Here is a 16,702-nt window from a genome sequence, read left to right on the forward strand (position 1 = left end):
TCGCCGACCTCGCCGTCCGACATTCCAGCCTCGCTGAGCTGGCGTTGCAGCTTGCCGTGTCCGTTGACGCTGTCCGGGCACACGGTGTTCACTTACAGCCTCAAACGGGCTCTTCCCAGATGAGGGTGTAGGTCGGCCGGGAGCGTCGGTCCGCAGACAGACGTCGAGGTCACCCGACGACGGAGGTTCCTACGCCATCCGTCCGAAAGGCCTCGACGTGACCGACGCTACCCCGCCGGCCGGCTTCGGCCGCCCTGACCTGACCGCCTTCGCGTCTCATCCCAGTCGACCCTGATCGAGTCTGCTGACCCCCTCGACGAGAACGCAGCGACATCACAGCCACCCAACCCCGACCGTCCGGGAAGCCGGGACACGTCACATGACCTGTGCTGCGGGCGTGTCGAGTGGGTCGTCCAGGGGCGACGCAGGAGCGTCGACGCGACGTGCTGAGAGGTGGTTCCAGTCGAGCGCTAGGACACCGGCTACAGGCATGGCGATAGGTCAGGAACGGCGTCGCTCCCTGCGCAGGAGGGAGCGCAGAGTCTCGGCGTTCGCGTAGCCGACCCGTAGCGCGATCTCGGCGGAGGTGAAGTCCGTGGTTGCTGAGAGGTGCCGAGCTCGTTCGATGCGAAGCCGTTGGACGAAGCCGAGCGGAGTGAGGTTGAGCGCCGCACGGACTCGTCGTTCGAGGGTGCGCCGGCTGGTGCCGAGCGACTGCGCGACGAAGGCGACGTTGAACGGTTCGTCCAGGCGGGCGCGCACGAAGCGTTCGAACTCGACGACGATCGGGTCCTCGTGCCGGAGATGTTCGTAGGCGACGAAGGCCGCCTGAGACGGACGCTCGTCGATGATGAGGAGCTTGGCGACATGTTGGGCCAGGTCGGGGCTGATCGATCGCACGAGTGAGAGCGCGAGGTCGATGTGGGCGAACGCGGCGCCGGCGGTGACGAGGTTCCCGTCGACCACGACCATGGTGTCGAGATCGAGGGCGACGGTCGGATAGCGCTTCAGGAACTCCGGCCCCAGGAACCAGCTGGTCGTCGCCCTCCGATGATGCATCCGTCCGGTCTCGGCGACAGCGAACACGCCGGTGCACGCCGCGGCGATCCGGGTGGTCGCCTCGTCGAGGCGCCCGAGCGAGGCGATGACCGAACGAGCATCTCGGCTCTGGAGGACGTCGTTGGTAGCGGCGGCCGTAAGGGTTCCAAGCGCAGGGACGACGACCACGTCGAACTCTCCGGACTCCGACAGCGGGTGGTCCACCGACAGGGTCATCGATGCCGTCGTGGTCACTCGCCGTTTCGGTCCGAGGATGGCGAGTTCGATCGGGTCGATCCGCGGGTCGACATCGCCGCGGGCTCCGTCGGCCACCCGCACGATGTCGATGATCGACGCGATAGCCGAACCGAAGCAGCCGTCGATCGCGATCAGTCCGATACGCATGACGTAAACAATAGCAATACTGCCGTATACGCCACTCCCCACCGGCCCTCGCTCGTCATACGCTGAACTCGTCCCACGAAGAACCCCGACGTCAAGGAGAGTCCCTCATGTCCACACCCGCATCACTTCCGTATGCCTTCGTCGCCAAGATCGTCGCGGCCGATGGACAGCACGACGCGGTCGCCGATCTGCTCGCCGGCGCTGTCGCACTCGCCAACGAAGAAGTAGGAACGATTGTCTGGTTCGCGGTCAGGACCCACGCCGACACCTTCTGGATCTTCGATGCATTCCCCGACGAAGCCGCTCGCGACGCCCACGCCAACGGCGCCATCGTCGCAGCCCTGATGGCCAACCAGCACCTCCTCGGCTCAGCACCCGAGATCCTGGCGGCCGACGTCCTCGCGTCCAAGCTCCCGTAGTCCGCCACCGCACGAGACGATCGCGCCCCGCCGAGCCGTCGCCAGGTCGCGACGCAACGCCACGCTGCGTTGCCGAGCGGTGCGAGGCCTATCGGCACACGGACAGGATGCCGGCCGCGAGCGCTCAGCCGGCGAGGGGTCCGTCGCAGAGGAGAGCGACGTCGGTGTCGGGCAGAGCCGTGAGGCCAGCGCATCGCGCGACCACCAGAACGGTTCGCCGGAGCCGCCTGTCGGAATCGAACGGACGACCTAATGACGTCGGTTTTGCGTCTATCGCTTGATGCGCCCACTGGGCGAACGAGCCGCTGACCTGCGCAAACGCCGAGCGTGGAGGACGCCGCCACCCGGTGGTGACCGACGACGACCGACCAGTACCGACCGTTTCACCGGAGCTTGCGGCGGCGTCGAAGCCGAGCAAGCTCCATTCTTTTAACTCACCGCGCCCTCCTCCTCGCCGGCCCCGTCGTCGGCGAAGACGTTTCAGGGGTCTTCTCAGATGACGGTGTAGGTCGGCCGGGCGCGTCGGTCCGCAGATAGACGTCGAGGTCTCCCGACGACGGAGGTTCCTACGCCATCCATCCGAAAGACCTCGACGTGACCGACGCTACCCCGCCGGTCGGCTTCGGCCGCCCTGACCTGACCGCCTTCGCTCGACTCGACGGCCTCGGTCTGAGCGTGACCGGACAACGACTTGAACCGGATCGTGCGGTCCTCGCGTGCCGCGTGGTGGAACCAGATCAGTGGTGCCGACGGTGCGGCAGCGAAGGCGCTGCTCGAGACACCGTGATCCAACGGTTGGCCCACGAGCGGCTGGGCTGGCGACGGACCGTGCTGGAAGTTGTAGTGCGCCGCTACCGCTGTGCCGACTGCGGACACGTGTGGCGCCAAGACACCAGCGCCGCGGCGGAGCCACGCGCGAAGCTCTCGCGCACCGGGCTGCGGTGGGCGCTGGAAGGGATCGTGGTCGCACACCTCACCGTCGCACGTGTCGCCGAGGGACTCGGGGTCGCGTGGGACACCGCCAACAACGCGGTCCTGGCTGAAGGCAAGCGGCTGCTGATCAACGACCCCACGCGGTTCGAGGGCGTGAAGGGAGCACGGCGATCCACAGCCGGCCCGCGTCGCGCAGCGCCTCCGCGACGATCAGGCGGGCGCCGTCGGACGGCTCGGCGGGCAGGGCCGACTCCGCGCCGTCGACGACGACGACCGAGGAGCCCGCCAGTCCGACGACCCGGTCGATCTCGGCGCGCGACTCCGGCATGCTGCCCGGCCGGCCGAAGTGCGCGGCGACGAGTCCGCGGATGTCGAGGGTCTCGGTCAGCAGCGCCTGGACGATCGCGAACTGGTCGTCGGCCTCGTTCGCCGCATCGGTGCTGACGATCAGGCGGTGCGGGGGAGGCGGGGTCATGCGGACTCGCGCTGCACGAGCGTCGTCGCGAGGATCGGCTGGCGGTCGACGGGGCGGCCCTGCACGACGGCGACGACGGTCTCGGCGGCGACGCGGCCCATGTCCTCCAGCGGCTGGCGGATGGTGGTGAGGGTCGGATCCGAGGTGGTCGCGATGACGACGTCGTCGAAGCCGATCACGGAGACGTCGGCGGGGACGCGGCGGCCGGAGGCCTGCAGGACGCGGATGGCGCCGTTGGCCATCAGGTCCGACGAGGCGAAGACGCCGTCGAGGTCGGGGTGACGCTGCAGGAGGCGGGCCATCGCGGCGGATCCGCTCTCGAGGGTGAACTCGCCGTGCACGATCGGGCTGGAGTCGAGGCCGAGCTCGGTCAGCTCGTCGCGCCAGCCGCGGATGCGGTCGCGGGCGGGCTCCATGTCGTGCGGGCCGGCGATGATGCCCAGGCGCCGGCGGCCGGAGTCGGCGAGCGCGCGGGCGGCGAGGCGGCCGCCTCCGTAGTTGTCGGAGTCGATGACGATCGCGTCCTCGGGCAGAGCGACCCGCGGGCGGCCGACCCAGGCGATCGGCACGGGGGAGTCGGCCAGCGCCTGCGCGAGGTGGGTGATCTCGTGCTGGAGGATCACGATCGCGCCGTCGACGGCCCGCGAGCGGAGGAACCGGGGGATGCGGTCGCTGTCGTCGTGGTCGGCGGGCAGCAGCACGGGCTGCACCTCGCCGGCGTACAGGCCCTTCGCGGCGCCCTTGAGCACCGAGGTGAAGAACGTCCCGGTGAGGCTGTCGAGCTCGTTGAAGGCGACGATCAGGGCGATGGCCCCGGCCCGCCCGCCGCGGAGCATCCGAGCGGCGCTGTTCGCCTCGTAGCCGAGGGACTTCGCGGCGCGCTCGACCGCGGCGGTCATCCGGACGTCGACATTGGTGCCGCCTGCCAGCACCCGGGCGGCGGTGGCGCGCGAGACGCCTGCGGCCTGGGCGACGTCCACCAGCGTGGGTCGAGTCATGCTGCTTCCTTCTGCGAGGGGAGGTTCCGGCTTCCGCGCCTCCCCGCGGAGCACGGTGGGGAGAGCATCGAGGTGAAGACTCGCACGGGGCGGCGGGCGGCCGTCCGGAACTGCTCGATTTGCGAAACTTCCCTTTGATACTAGGCGGAGATCGTTATCTCGCGGAGACCGGTTCTTGCTTGCGTCGTGCTCGCGGGCGGGTTAGGTTGGCCGCCAAGAGATCGTTCTCTGAGGCCCGCCCTCACCGAAACCCTGCGAATCCCCAACGAAGAGGAATTGTCGTGAAAAGAAGCCTGACGGCCGTAGCCGCCGCAGCAGCAGTAGTCGCGCTCACCCTGACCGGGTGCTCGTCCGGAGGGGGAGGAGGCGCCTCGGACGACCCGAACGCCGAAGCCACCTTCTGGTCCTTCACCGGCATCAACGCCAAGGACAGCGTCGACGAGTACCTCGCGAAGATGCCCGACGCGAAGATCAAGCTCTCCGAGGTCGGCAGCACGACCGAGACCGCCACCGCCCTCACCGCGGCCCTCGCCGGCGGCAAGGTGCCCGACCTGGTCATGATCCAGAACGACGACCTGCCCCAGTTCGTCGCCAACAGCTCGAACTTCCTCGACCTGCGCACCCTCGGCGGCGACGACGTCGCCTCCACCTACCTCCCGTGGGCCGCGTCCGCCGCGACCGCCGACGACGGCTCCGTCGTGGGCGTCCCGACCGACGTCGGCGGACTGGGCTTCGCCTACCGGGCCGACCTCTTCGAGCAGGCCGGCCTGCCGACCGAGCCCGACCAGGTCGCCGAGCTCTGGAAGGACTGGCCGTCCTTCATCGAGACCGGCAAGAAGTACACCGAGGCGACCGGCAAGCCCTTCGTCGACAACATCGAGACCAGCGTCTTCTTCTCGACCGTCAACCAGGTCTCGGAGAAGTACTACTCGCCCGACGGCGAGCTGGTCTACGACACCAACCCGCAGGTGAAGGACGCGTTCCAGGTCGCCGTGGACACCAAGGACGCCGGCATCAGCGCCGGCATCGCCGCCTGGTCCTCGGGCTGGGCCCCGGGCCGCGCGAACGGCGCCTTCGCCGTGACGATCGCCCCCTCGTGGATCCTCGCCGGCATCAAGACCGACGCCCCCGACACCGCCGGCAACTGGCGCGTCACCAGCGTCCCCGGCATCGGCGGCAACTGGGGCGGCAGCGTCATCGCCATCCCCGCCCGCGCCGAGCACCCCGAGGCCGCCTGGCAGTACATCAAGACGATGATGTCCGCCGAGGGCCAGACCGACCACTTCAAGGCCTCGGGCACGCTGCCCGCCGCCACCGAGGCGGTCGCGAGCGAAGAAGTCCAGTCGTACACCGACCCGTTCTTCGGCGACTCGAAGATCGGCGAGGTCATGGCCACCTCCGTCGAGCAGTTCCCGTCCTTCTACAACGGACCGGACACCACCCCCATCAACGGGGCACTCCTCAACACCCTCGTCGAGCTGGAGGCCGGCAACGTCACCTCCGACAAGGCGTGGTCGACCGCACTCGACACGGCCAAGCAGGCCATCGGCGGCTGATCGCCCCACCCACCCGAGCGGCCCGGCGCCTCGCGCGCCGGGCCCCTCCCCCCTTTCTCGACGGAGGTACTCCCGTGTCAACGGTGACAGCAGCACCACCCCGCAAGCAGCGCAAGCAGCCCAGCGCGCCGGTCCAGAAGGCCGCGCGGATCCGCAACTCCCTCTCGGAGCGGATCGCCCCCTACGCGTACGTCGCGCCCTTCTTCATCATCTTCATCGTCTTCGGGCTCTTCCCGCTCCTGTTCACGTTCTACGTCTCGCTCTTCGACTGGAACCCGATCGGCGAGCAGACCTTCGTCGGCATCGCGAACTTCCAGCAGCTCTTCGCCGACTCCCGGTTCTGGAACGCGCTGGTCAACACCTTCGGCATCTTCATCATCTCCACGGTGCCCCAGCTGCTGTTCGCCCTCTTCCTCGCGCACCTGCTGAACCACGCCCGCCTCCGCTGGGCGAACTTCTTCCGCATGGCGCTGCTGGTGCCGTACATCACCTCCGTCGCGGCGACCGCGATCGTGTTCGCGCAGATCTTCGACAAGAACTTCGGTCTGATCAACTGGTTCCTCGGAATCTTCGGACTGCCGTCGATCAACTTCCTCGCCACGAACTACGGCTCCTGGATCGTCATCTCGACGATGGTCTTCTGGCGCTGGTTCGGCTACAACACGCTCCTCTACCTGGCGGGCCTGCAGTCGCTGCCCCGCGAGATGTTCGAGGCGGCCTCCGTCGACGGCGCGTCCAGCTGGCAGCAGTTCCGCCACCTCACGATCCCGGCGCTGCGCCCGATCATCGTCTTCACCGTGATCATGTCGACCATCGGCGGTCTGCAGATCTTCACGGAGGCGCTCCTGGTGGCTCCCGAATCGGGCCTCACCTGCGGCGCCGGCCGGCAGTGCCAGACGCTGGCGCTCTTCCTCTACGAGCAGGGCTTCGGCCAGTTCAAGTTCGGCTACGGATCCGCCATCGGCGTCGTGCTGTTCGTGATCGTGGTCCTCGTCTCCCTCCTCAACTTCTACCTCTCCACCCGCACCCGGAAGGAGGCCGTCTGATGTCGGATGTGATCGACCAGGCCGTCCCGCAGACGCTGGCCCCCGCGGTCCAGAAGGCACAGCTGCCGAAGCGGCGCGGGAAGGGCGGCGGAGTCGGCTGGCCGACCTACGTCTTCCTCGTGATCGCGGTGCTCGTCTCGATCTTCCCGCTCTACTACATGTTCGTCGTGGCATCGGTCGGAGCGACCGCCGTCACGTCGATCCCGCCGCGCCTGTACCCGGGCACGAACTTCATGGCGATCGCCGAGAAGGTGTTCGACACCGTCCCGTTCATCGCCTCGATGCTGAACAGCCTCATCGTGTCGCTGAGCATCGCCGTCATCTCGGCGATCCTCTGCGCGATGGCCGGCTTCGCCTTCGCGAAGCTGCAGTTCCCGGGCCGCAACGTGCTGTTCCTGATCGTGCTGCTGACCATGACGGTGCCGGCGCAGCTGAGCATCATCCCGCAGTACCTGATCGTCTCGGCGCTCGACTGGGTCGACACCCTCCAGGCGATCATCGTGCCGGGCCTGGCCAGCGCCTTCGGCATCTTCTGGATGCGGCAGCACATGTCCACGACGGTCAGTGACGAGCTGATCCAGGCGGCCCGCATCGACGGCGCCAACTCGTGGCAGCTGTTCTGGCGCATCGCCTTCCCGGTGGTCCGCCCCGCGGCGTTCGTCCTCGGACTGATCACGTTCACCGCGGTCTGGAACGACTTCATGTGGCCGTTCATCGTCCTCAAGTCGCCGGAGCTGTTCACGGTGCAGATCGCGCTGAAGCAGCTGCAGGCCAACCGCTCGATCGACGTCGCCCTGGCGATGGGCGGATCGTTCATGGCCACCCTCCCGCTGCTGATCGCGTTCTTCTTCGTCGGCCGCCGGATGGTGTCCGGGATCATGGACGGGGCGTTCAAGGGCTGATGCACGACGCTTCCCCAGCACTGCCCGGGACGGACGCCGCGCGTCCTTCCGGGCGGGACTGGCGGGACCGCGCTCTGCCTCCGGCCGAGCGCGCCCGCCTCCTGACCCAGGAACTCACCCTCGAGGAGAAGGCGGCGCAGCTCGGCTCCGTCTGGCTCACCGACTCCGCCGACGACTTCGCTCCGAAGCTCGACGACGGGCCCGCCGCGGGCGACGACCTCTTCACCGGCGGCCTCGGCCAGCTGACCCGCGTGTTCGGCACCGAGCCGGTGACCGTCGCGGAGGGCGTCCGCCGGCTCCGCGAGCTGCAGGAGCGCGTGGTCGCCGGCAGCCGCCTCGGCATCCCGGCCATCGCGCACGAGGAGTGCCTGACCGGCCTGGCCGCGTACGGCGCGACCGCGTTCCCCACTCCGCTGGCCTGGGCGGCCACCTTCCACGAGGAGCTCGTGGGCGAGATGGCGGAGGCGATCGGCTCGGACATGCGCGCTCTCGGCATCCACCAGGGCCTCGCCCCGGTCGTCGACGTCGTGAAGGACTACCGCTGGGGCCGCGTCGAGGAGACCCTCGGCGAGGACCCCTACCTGGTCTCGCAGCTCGGCGCAGCCTACGTGGCCGGGCTGGAGGGGACCGGTGTCGTCGCGACGCTGAAGCACTTCGCCGGGTACGCCGCCTCCCGCGGCGCCCGCAACCACGGCCCCGTGAGCATGGGGCCCCGCGAGCTCGCCGACACGGTGCTGCCTCCGTTCGAGGCCGCCCTGCGGCACGGCGGCGCCCGCAGCGTGATGACCTCGTACACCGACATCGACGGCGTGCCCAGCAGCGCGAGCCGGCACCTGCTGACGACGCTGCTCCGCGACCGCTGGGGCTTCGAGGGCACGGTCGTCGCCGACTACTGGGCGGTGCCGTTCCTCCAGGCCATGCACCACGTCGCGGTCGACGCGGCCGACGCGGGGCGCCTGGCGCTGCACGCCGGGGTCGACGTCGAGCTGCCGCAGACGGCCGCGTACGGCGAGCTGCCGCGCCTGATCCGCGAGGGAGTCGTCGACGAGGCCGACCTCGACCGCTCCGTCGTCAGGCACCTGCGCCACAAGTTCGAGGCGGGCCTGCTCGACGGCGGCCCGCTGGTGCCCGAGGGGGCCGAGGAGGTCGACCTCGACAGCGCCCGCAACCGCGCGATCTCGGCGCGGATCGCGGAGGAGTCGGTCGTGCTGCTGCGCGACGAGGACGTCGCGGGGCTGCTGTCCTCCGGCTCGCTCGCCGTCGTGGGACCGGCCGCGGACCAGTTCCGCAGCCTGGTGGGCTGCTACGCGTTCCCCAACCACGTGCTCTCCAAGCACCCCGGGCACGACATCGGCCTGTCGATCCCGACGGTGCTGACGGCGCTGCAGGAGGAGTTCGGCTCGTCGCGCGTGCGCTTCGCGGAGGGCGGCTCGATCACCTCCGCGTCGACCGACGGCGTGCAGGAGGCGGTGGACCTCGTGCGCGGCTCCGACGCGGCGGTCGTCGTGGTCGGCGACATCGCCGGGCTCTTCGGCGACGGCACCTCGGGTGAGGGCTGCGACGCGGCCGACCTCCGCCTCCCCGGAGCGCAGGAGCCGCTGGTGACGGCCGTGCTCGAGACCGGCGTGCCCACCGTGGTGGTCGTCCTCTCGGGCCGGCCCTACGCGCTCGGGGCGTTCGGAGCGGCGCGCGGACTCGTGCAGGCGTTCTTCCCGGGAGCGGACGGGGCGGCCGCGGTCGCCGGCGTGCTCTCGGGCCGCGTGGCTCCGACCGGGCGCCTGCCCGTGCAGATCCCGCGGCTCCCGTCCGCGTCGACCACGTACCTCCAGCCGTCGCTCGGGCTCTCGAACCCCGGGATCACGGCGCTGGACGCGACTCCGCTCTACCCGTTCGGCTACGGGCTGACCCGCGGCTCCGTGAGCTACCTGGAGCTGGCGACGGCTGCGGAGCTGCCGGTCGGCGGATCGCTCGACGTGGCGGTGTCGCTCAGGAACGACGGCGCCGACACGGTCGAGGTGGTGCAGCTCTACGCGGGCTACCCGACCTCGGCGGTGGTGCGGCCGGTCGCGCAGCTGATCGGCTTCGCGCGCGTGCCGATCGCGGTGGGCGAGACGCTGACGGTGCACTTCCACGTCGACGCGGCACGGCTCGCGGTGACGGGGGAGGACGGCCGCCTCGCTGTGGACCCGGGGCCCCTGCGGCTGACGGCCGGCGCCTCGGCGGCGGACGCGGCGGTGACGGCGGAGGTGTCGATCACGGGGGAGCGGCGGCTGCTCGCCGAGCGGGCGCTGCGGACCCCCTGGTCGGTGGCGCGGGACTGAGCGGTCGGCGCCTCAGGGGGGAGGCGCCGGCCGCTCGCGGGGGCGCGCCGGCGGTGCCGACGGTGCCGGCCCGCGAGTCCGCGGAAGTCGCGGTGCTCGCGCGCGAGCCCTGCGACTTCTGCGGGGTCGGCGGGGTCGGTGGAGTCGGCGGCCGGGAGCGCGACGGACGCGTAGCACCGGAGGCGCACAGCGCAAGGGGCCCGCGCGAGCCGGGGGCCCGGCCTAGCGTGGAAGGAGCGGTGCCGCCGGTGGCGGGCCGCGGAGAAGACCGATGCAGAGGAGAGTCATGCCCGCCCTGACCGACACGTTCACGCTGTCCAACGGAGTCGCCATCCCGAAGATCGGGTTCGGCACCTGGCAGATCCCCGACGGCCCCGAGGCCTACGACGCGACGACCGCCGCGCTCGAGGCCGGCTACCGCCACATCGACACCGCCCGCGCCTACGGCAACGAGGCGAGCGTCGCCCGAGCCCTGCGCGACAGCGGCGTCCCGCGTGACGAGGTGTTCATCACCACCAAGCTCCCGGCCGAGGTGAAGGACTACGAGGGCGCGAAGGCGAGCTTCGAGACCACCATGGCGGCGCTCGAGCTCGACCACGTCGACCTGTACCTCATCCACGCGCCGTGGCCCTGGCAGGACATGGGCTCCGACCACCGCGAGGGCAACATCGCGGCGTGGAAGGCGATGGAGGAGATCCTCGAGGCCGGCCGCTCGCGCGCCATCGGCGTCTCGAACTTCCAGGTCGCCGATCTGGAGTCGCTGATCGCGGCGACGGACGTGGTGCCGCACGCCAACCAGATCCGCTGGTTCGTCGGCAACACCCAGGACGAGACGACCGCGTACTGCAAGGAGCACGGCATCCTCGTGGAGGGCTACTCGCCGCTCGCGACGGGCGGCCTGCTCGACAACTCCGACATCGGGGAGATCGCCGCGAAGTACGACAAGTCGGTGGCGCAGCTCTGCATCCGCTACCTGCTCGAGAAGGACGTGCTGCCGCTGCCGAAGTCGACGACGCCCTCGCGCATCGTCGAGAACGCCGACGTCGACTTCGAGATCTCGTCCGAGGACCTCGCGCACCTCGACTCGCTCGTCGACACGGAGTCCTGACCCGCGGTCTCCCGCTCCTGACCGTCCGGAGGTCGTCGCACTCGAGCGCGAGTGCGACGGCCTCCGTCGTCTCGGCGCGTCCGGCGTCGCCGTCGCTCGCGAGTGCGCAGAAGTCGTCGCAGTCGACGTCGAGTGCGACGACTCCTGGCTTCTCGCAGGATCCCTCCCGACCGCGGTCTCGCGAGTGTGCAGGAGTTGTCGCAGTGGGCGTCGAGTGCGACAACTCCTGGAGTGTCGGGGTGGTCGGCGGAGGAGCGACGGGCGTCCGGGATCCCGAGCCCGGCCGCGAGTGTGCAGGAGTTGTCGCAGTGGGCGTCGAGTGCGACAACTCCTGGCTTCTCGGCGGGGCAGGGCAGGGCACGGCGGGCGGGGCCGGCCCGCCCGGCCCGTCCGCCCGCCCGGCCGGCGCCCGCGCGTCAGGCCAGGCGCAGCAGGCGGCAGCCGTGCGGCTCGAGCTCGAGCTCGACGGCGCCGCCGATGATCGGCAGCTCGGCGCCGCTCCACACGTCGACGGCCGAGGTCGCGCCGGAGCAGCCCAGGTCGGCCAGGTGGGCGGAGTAGGACCGCGCGGACGCGCCCAGCCAGAACACTCCGCGCCACTGCTCGTCGCCGCGCCACGCCGACCACACCACCAGGTCGCCGTCGCGGACGATCTCGCGGCTGCCGTCGCTGCCGAGCAGCGCGAGGACGTCGCCGTTCGTCAGCAGCGCCAGGGTGTCGGCGGGCGTGTCCGGGAGGTGCCCGCCCATCATCAGCGGCGAGCGGAGCAGGCACCACAGCGTCACGAGCGTCCGCTGCTCCGCGGGCGTGAACCGCGAGAGCCGGTCCTCGCCCACGTGGGCGCGCACCCCGATCCGCCCGAGCGGCAGCATGTCGGCGTCGGCCCAGGCGCCGGGGCGCTGGTGCGGAGCCCAGCGCGCGGCCCGCTGGAACTGCTCGTGCAGGTGCGCCCAGTCGTCCCAGAAGTCGTCCGAGATCCGCCACATCTGCGCGCTCGAGCGCAGCAGGTCGAGGTTCTCCAGAGAGAGCTGCTTGCCGGGGGAGAGGCTCAGCACCATCGGCCGGCCGGTCGCGTCGATCGCGCGGGAGATCGCGGCGATCTCCTCCGCCTGGATCGGCGGGTAGAGCACGTCGTCGAGCTTCACGAAGTCGACGCCCCACGAGGCCAGCTGCGCCATCACGGAGTCGTAGTACTGCTGCGCGCCGGGCACGCTCATGTCGACGCCGTAGTCGTCGGGGTTCCACGGGCAGACGTCGCCGCGGTCGGCGATGTCGGCGCAGGTCGCCTCCGACCCGAGCACCGGCAGGCCGAGCTCGGCCGCCCGCCGGGGCACGCCCCGCATCAGGTGCACGCCGAAGCGGAGGCCGAGAGCGTGCACGCGCGCGGCCAGCGCCGTGAATCCGCCCGTCGCCGCGGACGGGAAGCGGCCGACAGCGGGCTGCGGGCGGCCCCAGTCGTCGAGCACCGGCTCCGAGACGTCCTGGTAGTCGCTCGTGCCGGGGTCGGGCTCGTACCACTGGATGTCGACGACGACCGTGTCCCAGCCGTGCGGCAGGAGGTGCTCGGCGAGGTACTCGGCGTTCGCGAGCACCTCCTCCTCCGTCACCGAGGCGCCGAAGCAGTCCCAGCTGTTCCAGCCCATCGGCGGGCGGCGGGCGGCCTCCGTGCGCGCGGCGATCACGCGAGCTCCAGCGTCACGGTCGCGAAGGAGTGCGGGGGCAGCGTGACGCGGAGGCCTGTCGCCGTGGTCTCGACGCCCTCGAGGGTCACGGGGCTCACCTCGTCGGCGGCACCGGGGCGGTTGTGCGCGTCGGGCCTGTCGGCGGTCAGGAGGCGGCCGGTCGCGCCGGTCACGGTCCCGCCGCGGAAGTCGAGGGCGACCTCGAGCGGCTCCTCCAGGTCGACGTTGGTCAGCGAGACCAGGACGCGACCGTCCTTCGTGGAGGCGGAGGCGGAGGAGACGGGGATCTCTCGGCCGTCGACCGCGTGCGTCGGGCCGGCGACCGTGGTCGGCAGCACCGTCGCGTCGTGGTGCCCCTTGTTCATCTCGAACACGTGGTACGTCGGCGTGCGGACCATCTCGCCGCCGTCCGGGTCGGTCAGCAGCATCGCCTGCAGCACGTTCACCGTCTGCGCGATGTTCGCCATCGTCAGGCGGTCCGCGAAGCCGTGGAAGACGTCGAAGTGCCAGGCCGCGACCATCGCGTCGCGGACGGTGTTCTGCTGGAAGAGGAAGCCCGGGTGGGTCCCCGGCTCCACGTCCCACCAGGTGCCCCACTCGTCGAGCACCATCCCGTACTTCTTCTCGGGGTCGTGGACGTCCATCACCGCGGCGTGCGAGCGGAGCAGCTCCTCGATCCCCTGCGCGGCCACGATCGTGCTCCAGTAGGTGTCGGCGTCGAAGTCGGTCGCGCTGCCCTTCGCGTGCCAGCTGCCGCCGATCGTGTAGTAGTGCACCGAGACCGACTCCCACGGCACGGAGGAGAAGGGGTGCCCCTCGATCTCGGGGATCACCTCCATCAGCGTCTGCGTCCAGTGGGTGTCGGCGCCGTCGGCTCCGGCGGCCACGCGGTAGAGCGGAGTGTCGTTGCCGCTCTGCACGAAGGTCCCGAACTGCCGCGCCAGGTCGGCGTAGGCGCCGGCGCGCATGTTGCCGCCGCAGCCCCAGGTCTCGTTGCCGAGCCCCCAGAAGCGGACGGTCCACGGCTCCTCCCGGCCGTGGGAGCGGCGCAGGTCGGCCATCGGCGACTTCCCCGCGCCGGTGAGGTACTCGGCCCAGTCCGCCATCTCCTGCACCGTGCCGGAGCCGATGTTGCCGGAGATGTAGGCGTCGGCGCCGAGCAGCTCGCAGAGCGCCATGAACTCGTGGGTGCCGAAGGAGTTGTCCTCCGCGACTCCGCCCCACTGCGTGTTGATCAGGCCGGGCCGCTCCTCGCGGGGGCCGATGCCGTTGGTCCAGTGGTAGCGGTCGGCGAAGCAGCCGCCGGGCCAGCGGAGGTTCGGGATGTCGAGCGCGCGGAGGGCCTCGACGACGTCCAGGCGGATCCCGCCCTCGTTCGGGACGGGCGAGTCCTCGCCGACCCAGAAGCCGTCGTAGATGCACCGGCCGAGGTGCTCGGCGAAGTGGCCGTAGAGGTGGCGGCTGATGGTGGCGCCGGGGCGGTCGAGGTCGACGGTGACGGTGCTGAGCACGGAGGACTCCAGTGTTCTCGGGGGTGGTCGGGGGTGGTCGGGTGCGGGGTCGCGTCAGGCGACGCGGACGAGCCGCAGCACGACCACCCGGTCGGGGTGGAACGCGAGCAGGTCGAGGCCCGCCTCGAGCAGCAGGCTGCCGGAGTAGGAGGGCGCCTCCTCCGCGCTGTCCAGCGGCACGGTCGCCTCCAGCCAGCGCGGGATGAGCCACCAGGGGCCGAGCGACTCGGGGCGCGCCGCCTCGATGCGGTAGCGCGCCTCGGGCAGGAGGCCCGGGAGGCGCATCCGGTGGCGGGTGTCGGGGGAGAGGACGGGCGTCATCAGCGTGTAGAGCGCCTCGGAGCCGTCGGGCGCGACCACGCCGCGCAGGGTCGGCGAGTCGGGGTCGAAGTCGCCGTCGCCGACCACGCGGCCGGTCGCGATCAGCTCCCGGTGCTCGCGGTAGGCGGCGATCCAGCGGCCGAGCACGGCGGAGTCGCCCTCGCTCAGCTCGCGCAGGTCCCACTCCACGCCGAAGTGGCCGAGGAACGCGGTGGCGCAGCGGGTGTGCAGGTCGCTGGTGCGGCCGGTGACGGAGGAGACCTCCGAGGCGACGTGGGAGCCCAGCATCTCCGGCGGCACGAGCAGGCCGGTCCAGCGGAGCATCCGGGTGCGGTCGAGCGGGTCGTGGTTGTCGGAGGTGTGCACGCGGTCGGTGCGCTCCAGGATCCCGAGGTCGACCCGTCCGCCGCCCGAGGCGCAGCTCTCGATCTCGAGCGCGGGGTGCCGGGCGCGCAGCTCGTCCATCAGTCGGTAGACCGCGAGGGTCTGCTCGTGCACGGCGGGCGCTCCGGAGGCGGGGTGGCCGGCATCGATCAGGTCGCGGTTGTGGTCCCACTTCAGGTAGGCCACGTCGAGGTCGCGGATCAGGGTGTCGAGGGCCTCGAGGATGTGCGCGAAGGCGTCGGGGTTCGTGAGGTCGAGCACCTGCTGGAAGCGCCAGCGGGCGGGGAGCTCGGAGGCGCGGGCGCGCAGGATCCAGTCGGGGTGGGCGCGCGCGAGGTCGGAGTCCTCGTTGATCATCTCGGGCTCGACCCAGAGGCCGAACTCCATGCCGAGCCCGCGCACGTGGTCGGCGAGCGGGGAGAGCCCGTCGGGCCACTTCCCGGGGTCGGTCGTCCAGTCGCCGAGGCCGGCGCGGTCGTCCGAGCGGCCGAGGAACCAGCCGTCGTCGAGCACGTACCGCTCGACGCCGAGAGCGGCCGCACGGTCGGCGAGCTCGCTGAGCGTGGCGAGGTCCTGGTCGAAGTAGACCGCCTCCCACACGTTGAGCGTGACGGGGCGCGGGCGGAGGGAGGAGCGCGAGCGGGCGCGGAGGAACGCGTGGTACCGCGCGGCCGCGTCGTCGAGCCCGGTGCCGACGCTGCCGTAGATCCAGGGGGAGCTGTAGCTCTCGCCGGTCGTCAGGCGGACCTCGCCGGGGAGCAGCAGCTCGCCGCCCCGGAACGCGAGGTGGGCGTCGGTCCGCTCGACGGCGTGCTCGTGGTCGCCGCCGATGCCGACGTGGCAGAGCCAGACCCGGCCGGAGCGGGCGTCGAAGCCCGGGGTGCCGACCGCGACGACCGTGGTCGCGTCGAGCCCGGTGCGCCCGCGGCGGGAGGAGCGCGAGTGGGTGCCCATGACGACGGGGTGGCGCTGCGGGATCTTCTCGGTGCCCCAGCGGCCGGCGAAGTCCAGGATCTCGCGGGCCTCGGTCGGGATCCGCAGTGCCGGGTCGACGCCGATCACCTCGAGGACACCGGGGGCGGTGCTGCGGACGGTCGCGCGGGTCCTGAGCAGTCCGGCGGGTGAGAGATCGATCTCTAGAACGACCCCGATCCCCGCCTCCTCGTCGCGCGCCTCCACGGTGATCAGCGCGCTGCCGCACTGCACGACGGCCCCCTCCGGGACCTCCCGCCCGTCGACCGAGACGCCGGTGACGACGAGGCGGGGCGACCATCCGGCGCCTCCGCGATGCACCCGCAGACCCGGGAGACCCGACCAGCCGAAGGAGTGCTCGGGGAGGACCGAGGGCTCGTAGGGCACGTCTGAATCCCCGTCAATCCCTGTGCGGACAGGGGTTCCGGCGTATTCCATCAGATCGTCGTCGCTCGCCCGGAGCAGCGGGCCCCAGTGGGCCAGCACGGGGAGCGCGCCTCCCGTCTGGGTGAGGAGGACGGAGACGTCAGCGGCGACGGCATGGATCACCCGGGGCGGATTCATAACGACATTCCTACCGTCTCTCCCGGGCTGAGTACAGTGAGAGATCGATCTCGATCAACGACGAGGA

Annotated in this window: 12 protein-coding genes and 1 pseudogene; 7 read left to right on the forward strand and 6 right to left on the reverse strand. The window is 71.0% G+C overall.

Annotated elements, in window-relative coordinates; all coding sequences use genetic code 11:
* Nucleotides 1-501: 501 nt before the first annotated feature.
* A complete protein-coding gene (locus tag C5D44_RS08740) occupies nucleotides 502-1,443 on the reverse strand; it encodes a GlxA family transcriptional regulator (RefSeq protein ID WP_053548963.1) in 942 nt (313 codons plus the stop codon).
* Nucleotides 1,444-1,550: 107 nt separating this feature from the next.
* Here C5D44_RS08740 and C5D44_RS08745 point away from each other — a divergent pair, with 107 nt between their 5' ends.
* Together C5D44_RS08745 and C5D44_RS08750 are read left to right on the forward strand one after the other, a co-directional pair.
* On the forward strand, nucleotides 1,551-1,862 hold the full coding sequence (locus C5D44_RS08745) for a putative quinol monooxygenase (protein WP_104277858.1): 312 nt from the start codon (nucleotides 1,551-1,553) through the stop codon (nucleotides 1,860-1,862).
* Nucleotides 1,863-2,456: 594 nt separating this feature from the next.
* Nucleotides 2,457-2,954 (forward strand): annotated as a pseudogene (locus C5D44_RS08750) (ISL3 family transposase); the annotation flags it as partial.
* Here the strand turns inward: C5D44_RS08750 and C5D44_RS18040 are convergent.
* Complete coding sequence (locus tag C5D44_RS18040) at nucleotides 2,923-3,270, reverse strand: hypothetical protein (protein WP_104281418.1); 348 nt, start codon at nucleotides 3,268-3,270, stop codon at nucleotides 2,923-2,925. The pseudogene C5D44_RS08750 and the gene C5D44_RS18040 sit on opposite strands and share 32 nt — an antisense overlap.
* Nucleotides 3,267-4,268 carry a LacI family DNA-binding transcriptional regulator gene (locus tag C5D44_RS08760; RefSeq protein WP_104261720.1) on the reverse strand — a complete coding sequence of 334 codons (1,002 nt, stop codon included), beginning with the start codon at nucleotides 4,266-4,268 and terminating at the stop codon, nucleotides 3,267-3,269. The genes C5D44_RS18040 and C5D44_RS08760 overlap by 4 nt, the downstream gene beginning before the upstream one ends.
* Nucleotides 4,269-4,549: 281 nt before the next feature.
* Here C5D44_RS08760 and C5D44_RS08765 point away from each other — a divergent pair, with 281 nt between their 5' ends.
* The 5 genes from C5D44_RS08765 (at nucleotide 4,550) to C5D44_RS08785 (ending at nucleotide 11,201) form a co-directional block, all read left to right on the forward strand.
* Nucleotides 4,550-5,824 (forward strand): extracellular solute-binding protein, encoded by a 1,275-nt coding sequence (locus C5D44_RS08765; protein WP_104226495.1) that lies wholly within the window; start codon nucleotides 4,550-4,552, stop codon nucleotides 5,822-5,824.
* A gap of 83 nt (nucleotides 5,825-5,907) precedes the next feature.
* Nucleotides 5,908-6,870 (forward strand): carbohydrate ABC transporter permease, encoded by a 963-nt coding sequence (locus C5D44_RS08770; protein WP_104224677.1) that lies wholly within the window; start codon nucleotides 5,908-5,910, stop codon nucleotides 6,868-6,870.
* Nucleotides 6,870-7,772 carry a carbohydrate ABC transporter permease gene (locus C5D44_RS08775; RefSeq protein WP_104281419.1) on the forward strand — a complete coding sequence of 301 codons (903 nt, stop codon included), beginning with the start codon at nucleotides 6,870-6,872 and terminating at the stop codon, nucleotides 7,770-7,772. The genes C5D44_RS08770 and C5D44_RS08775 overlap by 1 nt, the downstream gene beginning before the upstream one ends.
* On the forward strand, nucleotides 7,772-10,093 hold the full coding sequence (locus tag C5D44_RS08780) for a glycoside hydrolase family 3 N-terminal domain-containing protein (RefSeq protein ID WP_104281420.1): 2,322 nt from the start codon (nucleotides 7,772-7,774) through the stop codon (nucleotides 10,091-10,093). The genes C5D44_RS08775 and C5D44_RS08780 overlap by 1 nt, the downstream gene beginning before the upstream one ends.
* A gap of 286 nt (nucleotides 10,094-10,379) precedes the next feature.
* A complete protein-coding gene (locus C5D44_RS08785) occupies nucleotides 10,380-11,201 on the forward strand; it encodes an aldo/keto reductase (protein WP_104226493.1) in 822 nt (273 codons plus the stop codon).
* Between the two features lie 416 nt (nucleotides 11,202-11,617).
* Here C5D44_RS08785 and C5D44_RS08790 read toward each other — a convergent pair whose 3' ends face one another.
* Genes C5D44_RS08790 through C5D44_RS08800 form a run of 3 tightly spaced genes read right to left on the reverse strand, consistent with a single transcriptional unit; the run spans nucleotide 11,618 to nucleotide 16,635 of the window.
* A complete protein-coding gene (locus tag C5D44_RS08790) occupies nucleotides 11,618-12,883 on the reverse strand; it encodes a glycoside hydrolase family 27 protein (RefSeq protein ID WP_258067924.1) in 1,266 nt (421 codons plus the stop codon).
* The gene (locus tag C5D44_RS08795; protein WP_219815335.1) at nucleotides 12,880-14,394 is read right to left on the reverse strand and encodes an alpha-N-arabinofuranosidase; all 1,515 of its coding nucleotides are present in this window, start codon (nucleotides 14,392-14,394) and stop codon (nucleotides 12,880-12,882) included. Before C5D44_RS08795 ends, C5D44_RS08790 begins: the two co-directional genes overlap by 4 nt.
* Nucleotides 14,395-14,448: 54 nt before the next feature.
* Nucleotides 14,449-16,635 carry an alpha-galactosidase gene (locus C5D44_RS08800; protein ID WP_104281422.1) on the reverse strand — a complete coding sequence of 729 codons (2,187 nt, stop codon included), beginning with the start codon at nucleotides 16,633-16,635 and terminating at the stop codon, nucleotides 14,449-14,451.
* Nucleotides 16,636-16,702: the final 67 nt, after the last annotated feature.

The organism is Rathayibacter sp. AY1B5 (assembly GCF_002932795.1).
Lineage (GTDB): Bacteria > Actinomycetota > Actinomycetes > Actinomycetales > Microbacteriaceae > Rathayibacter.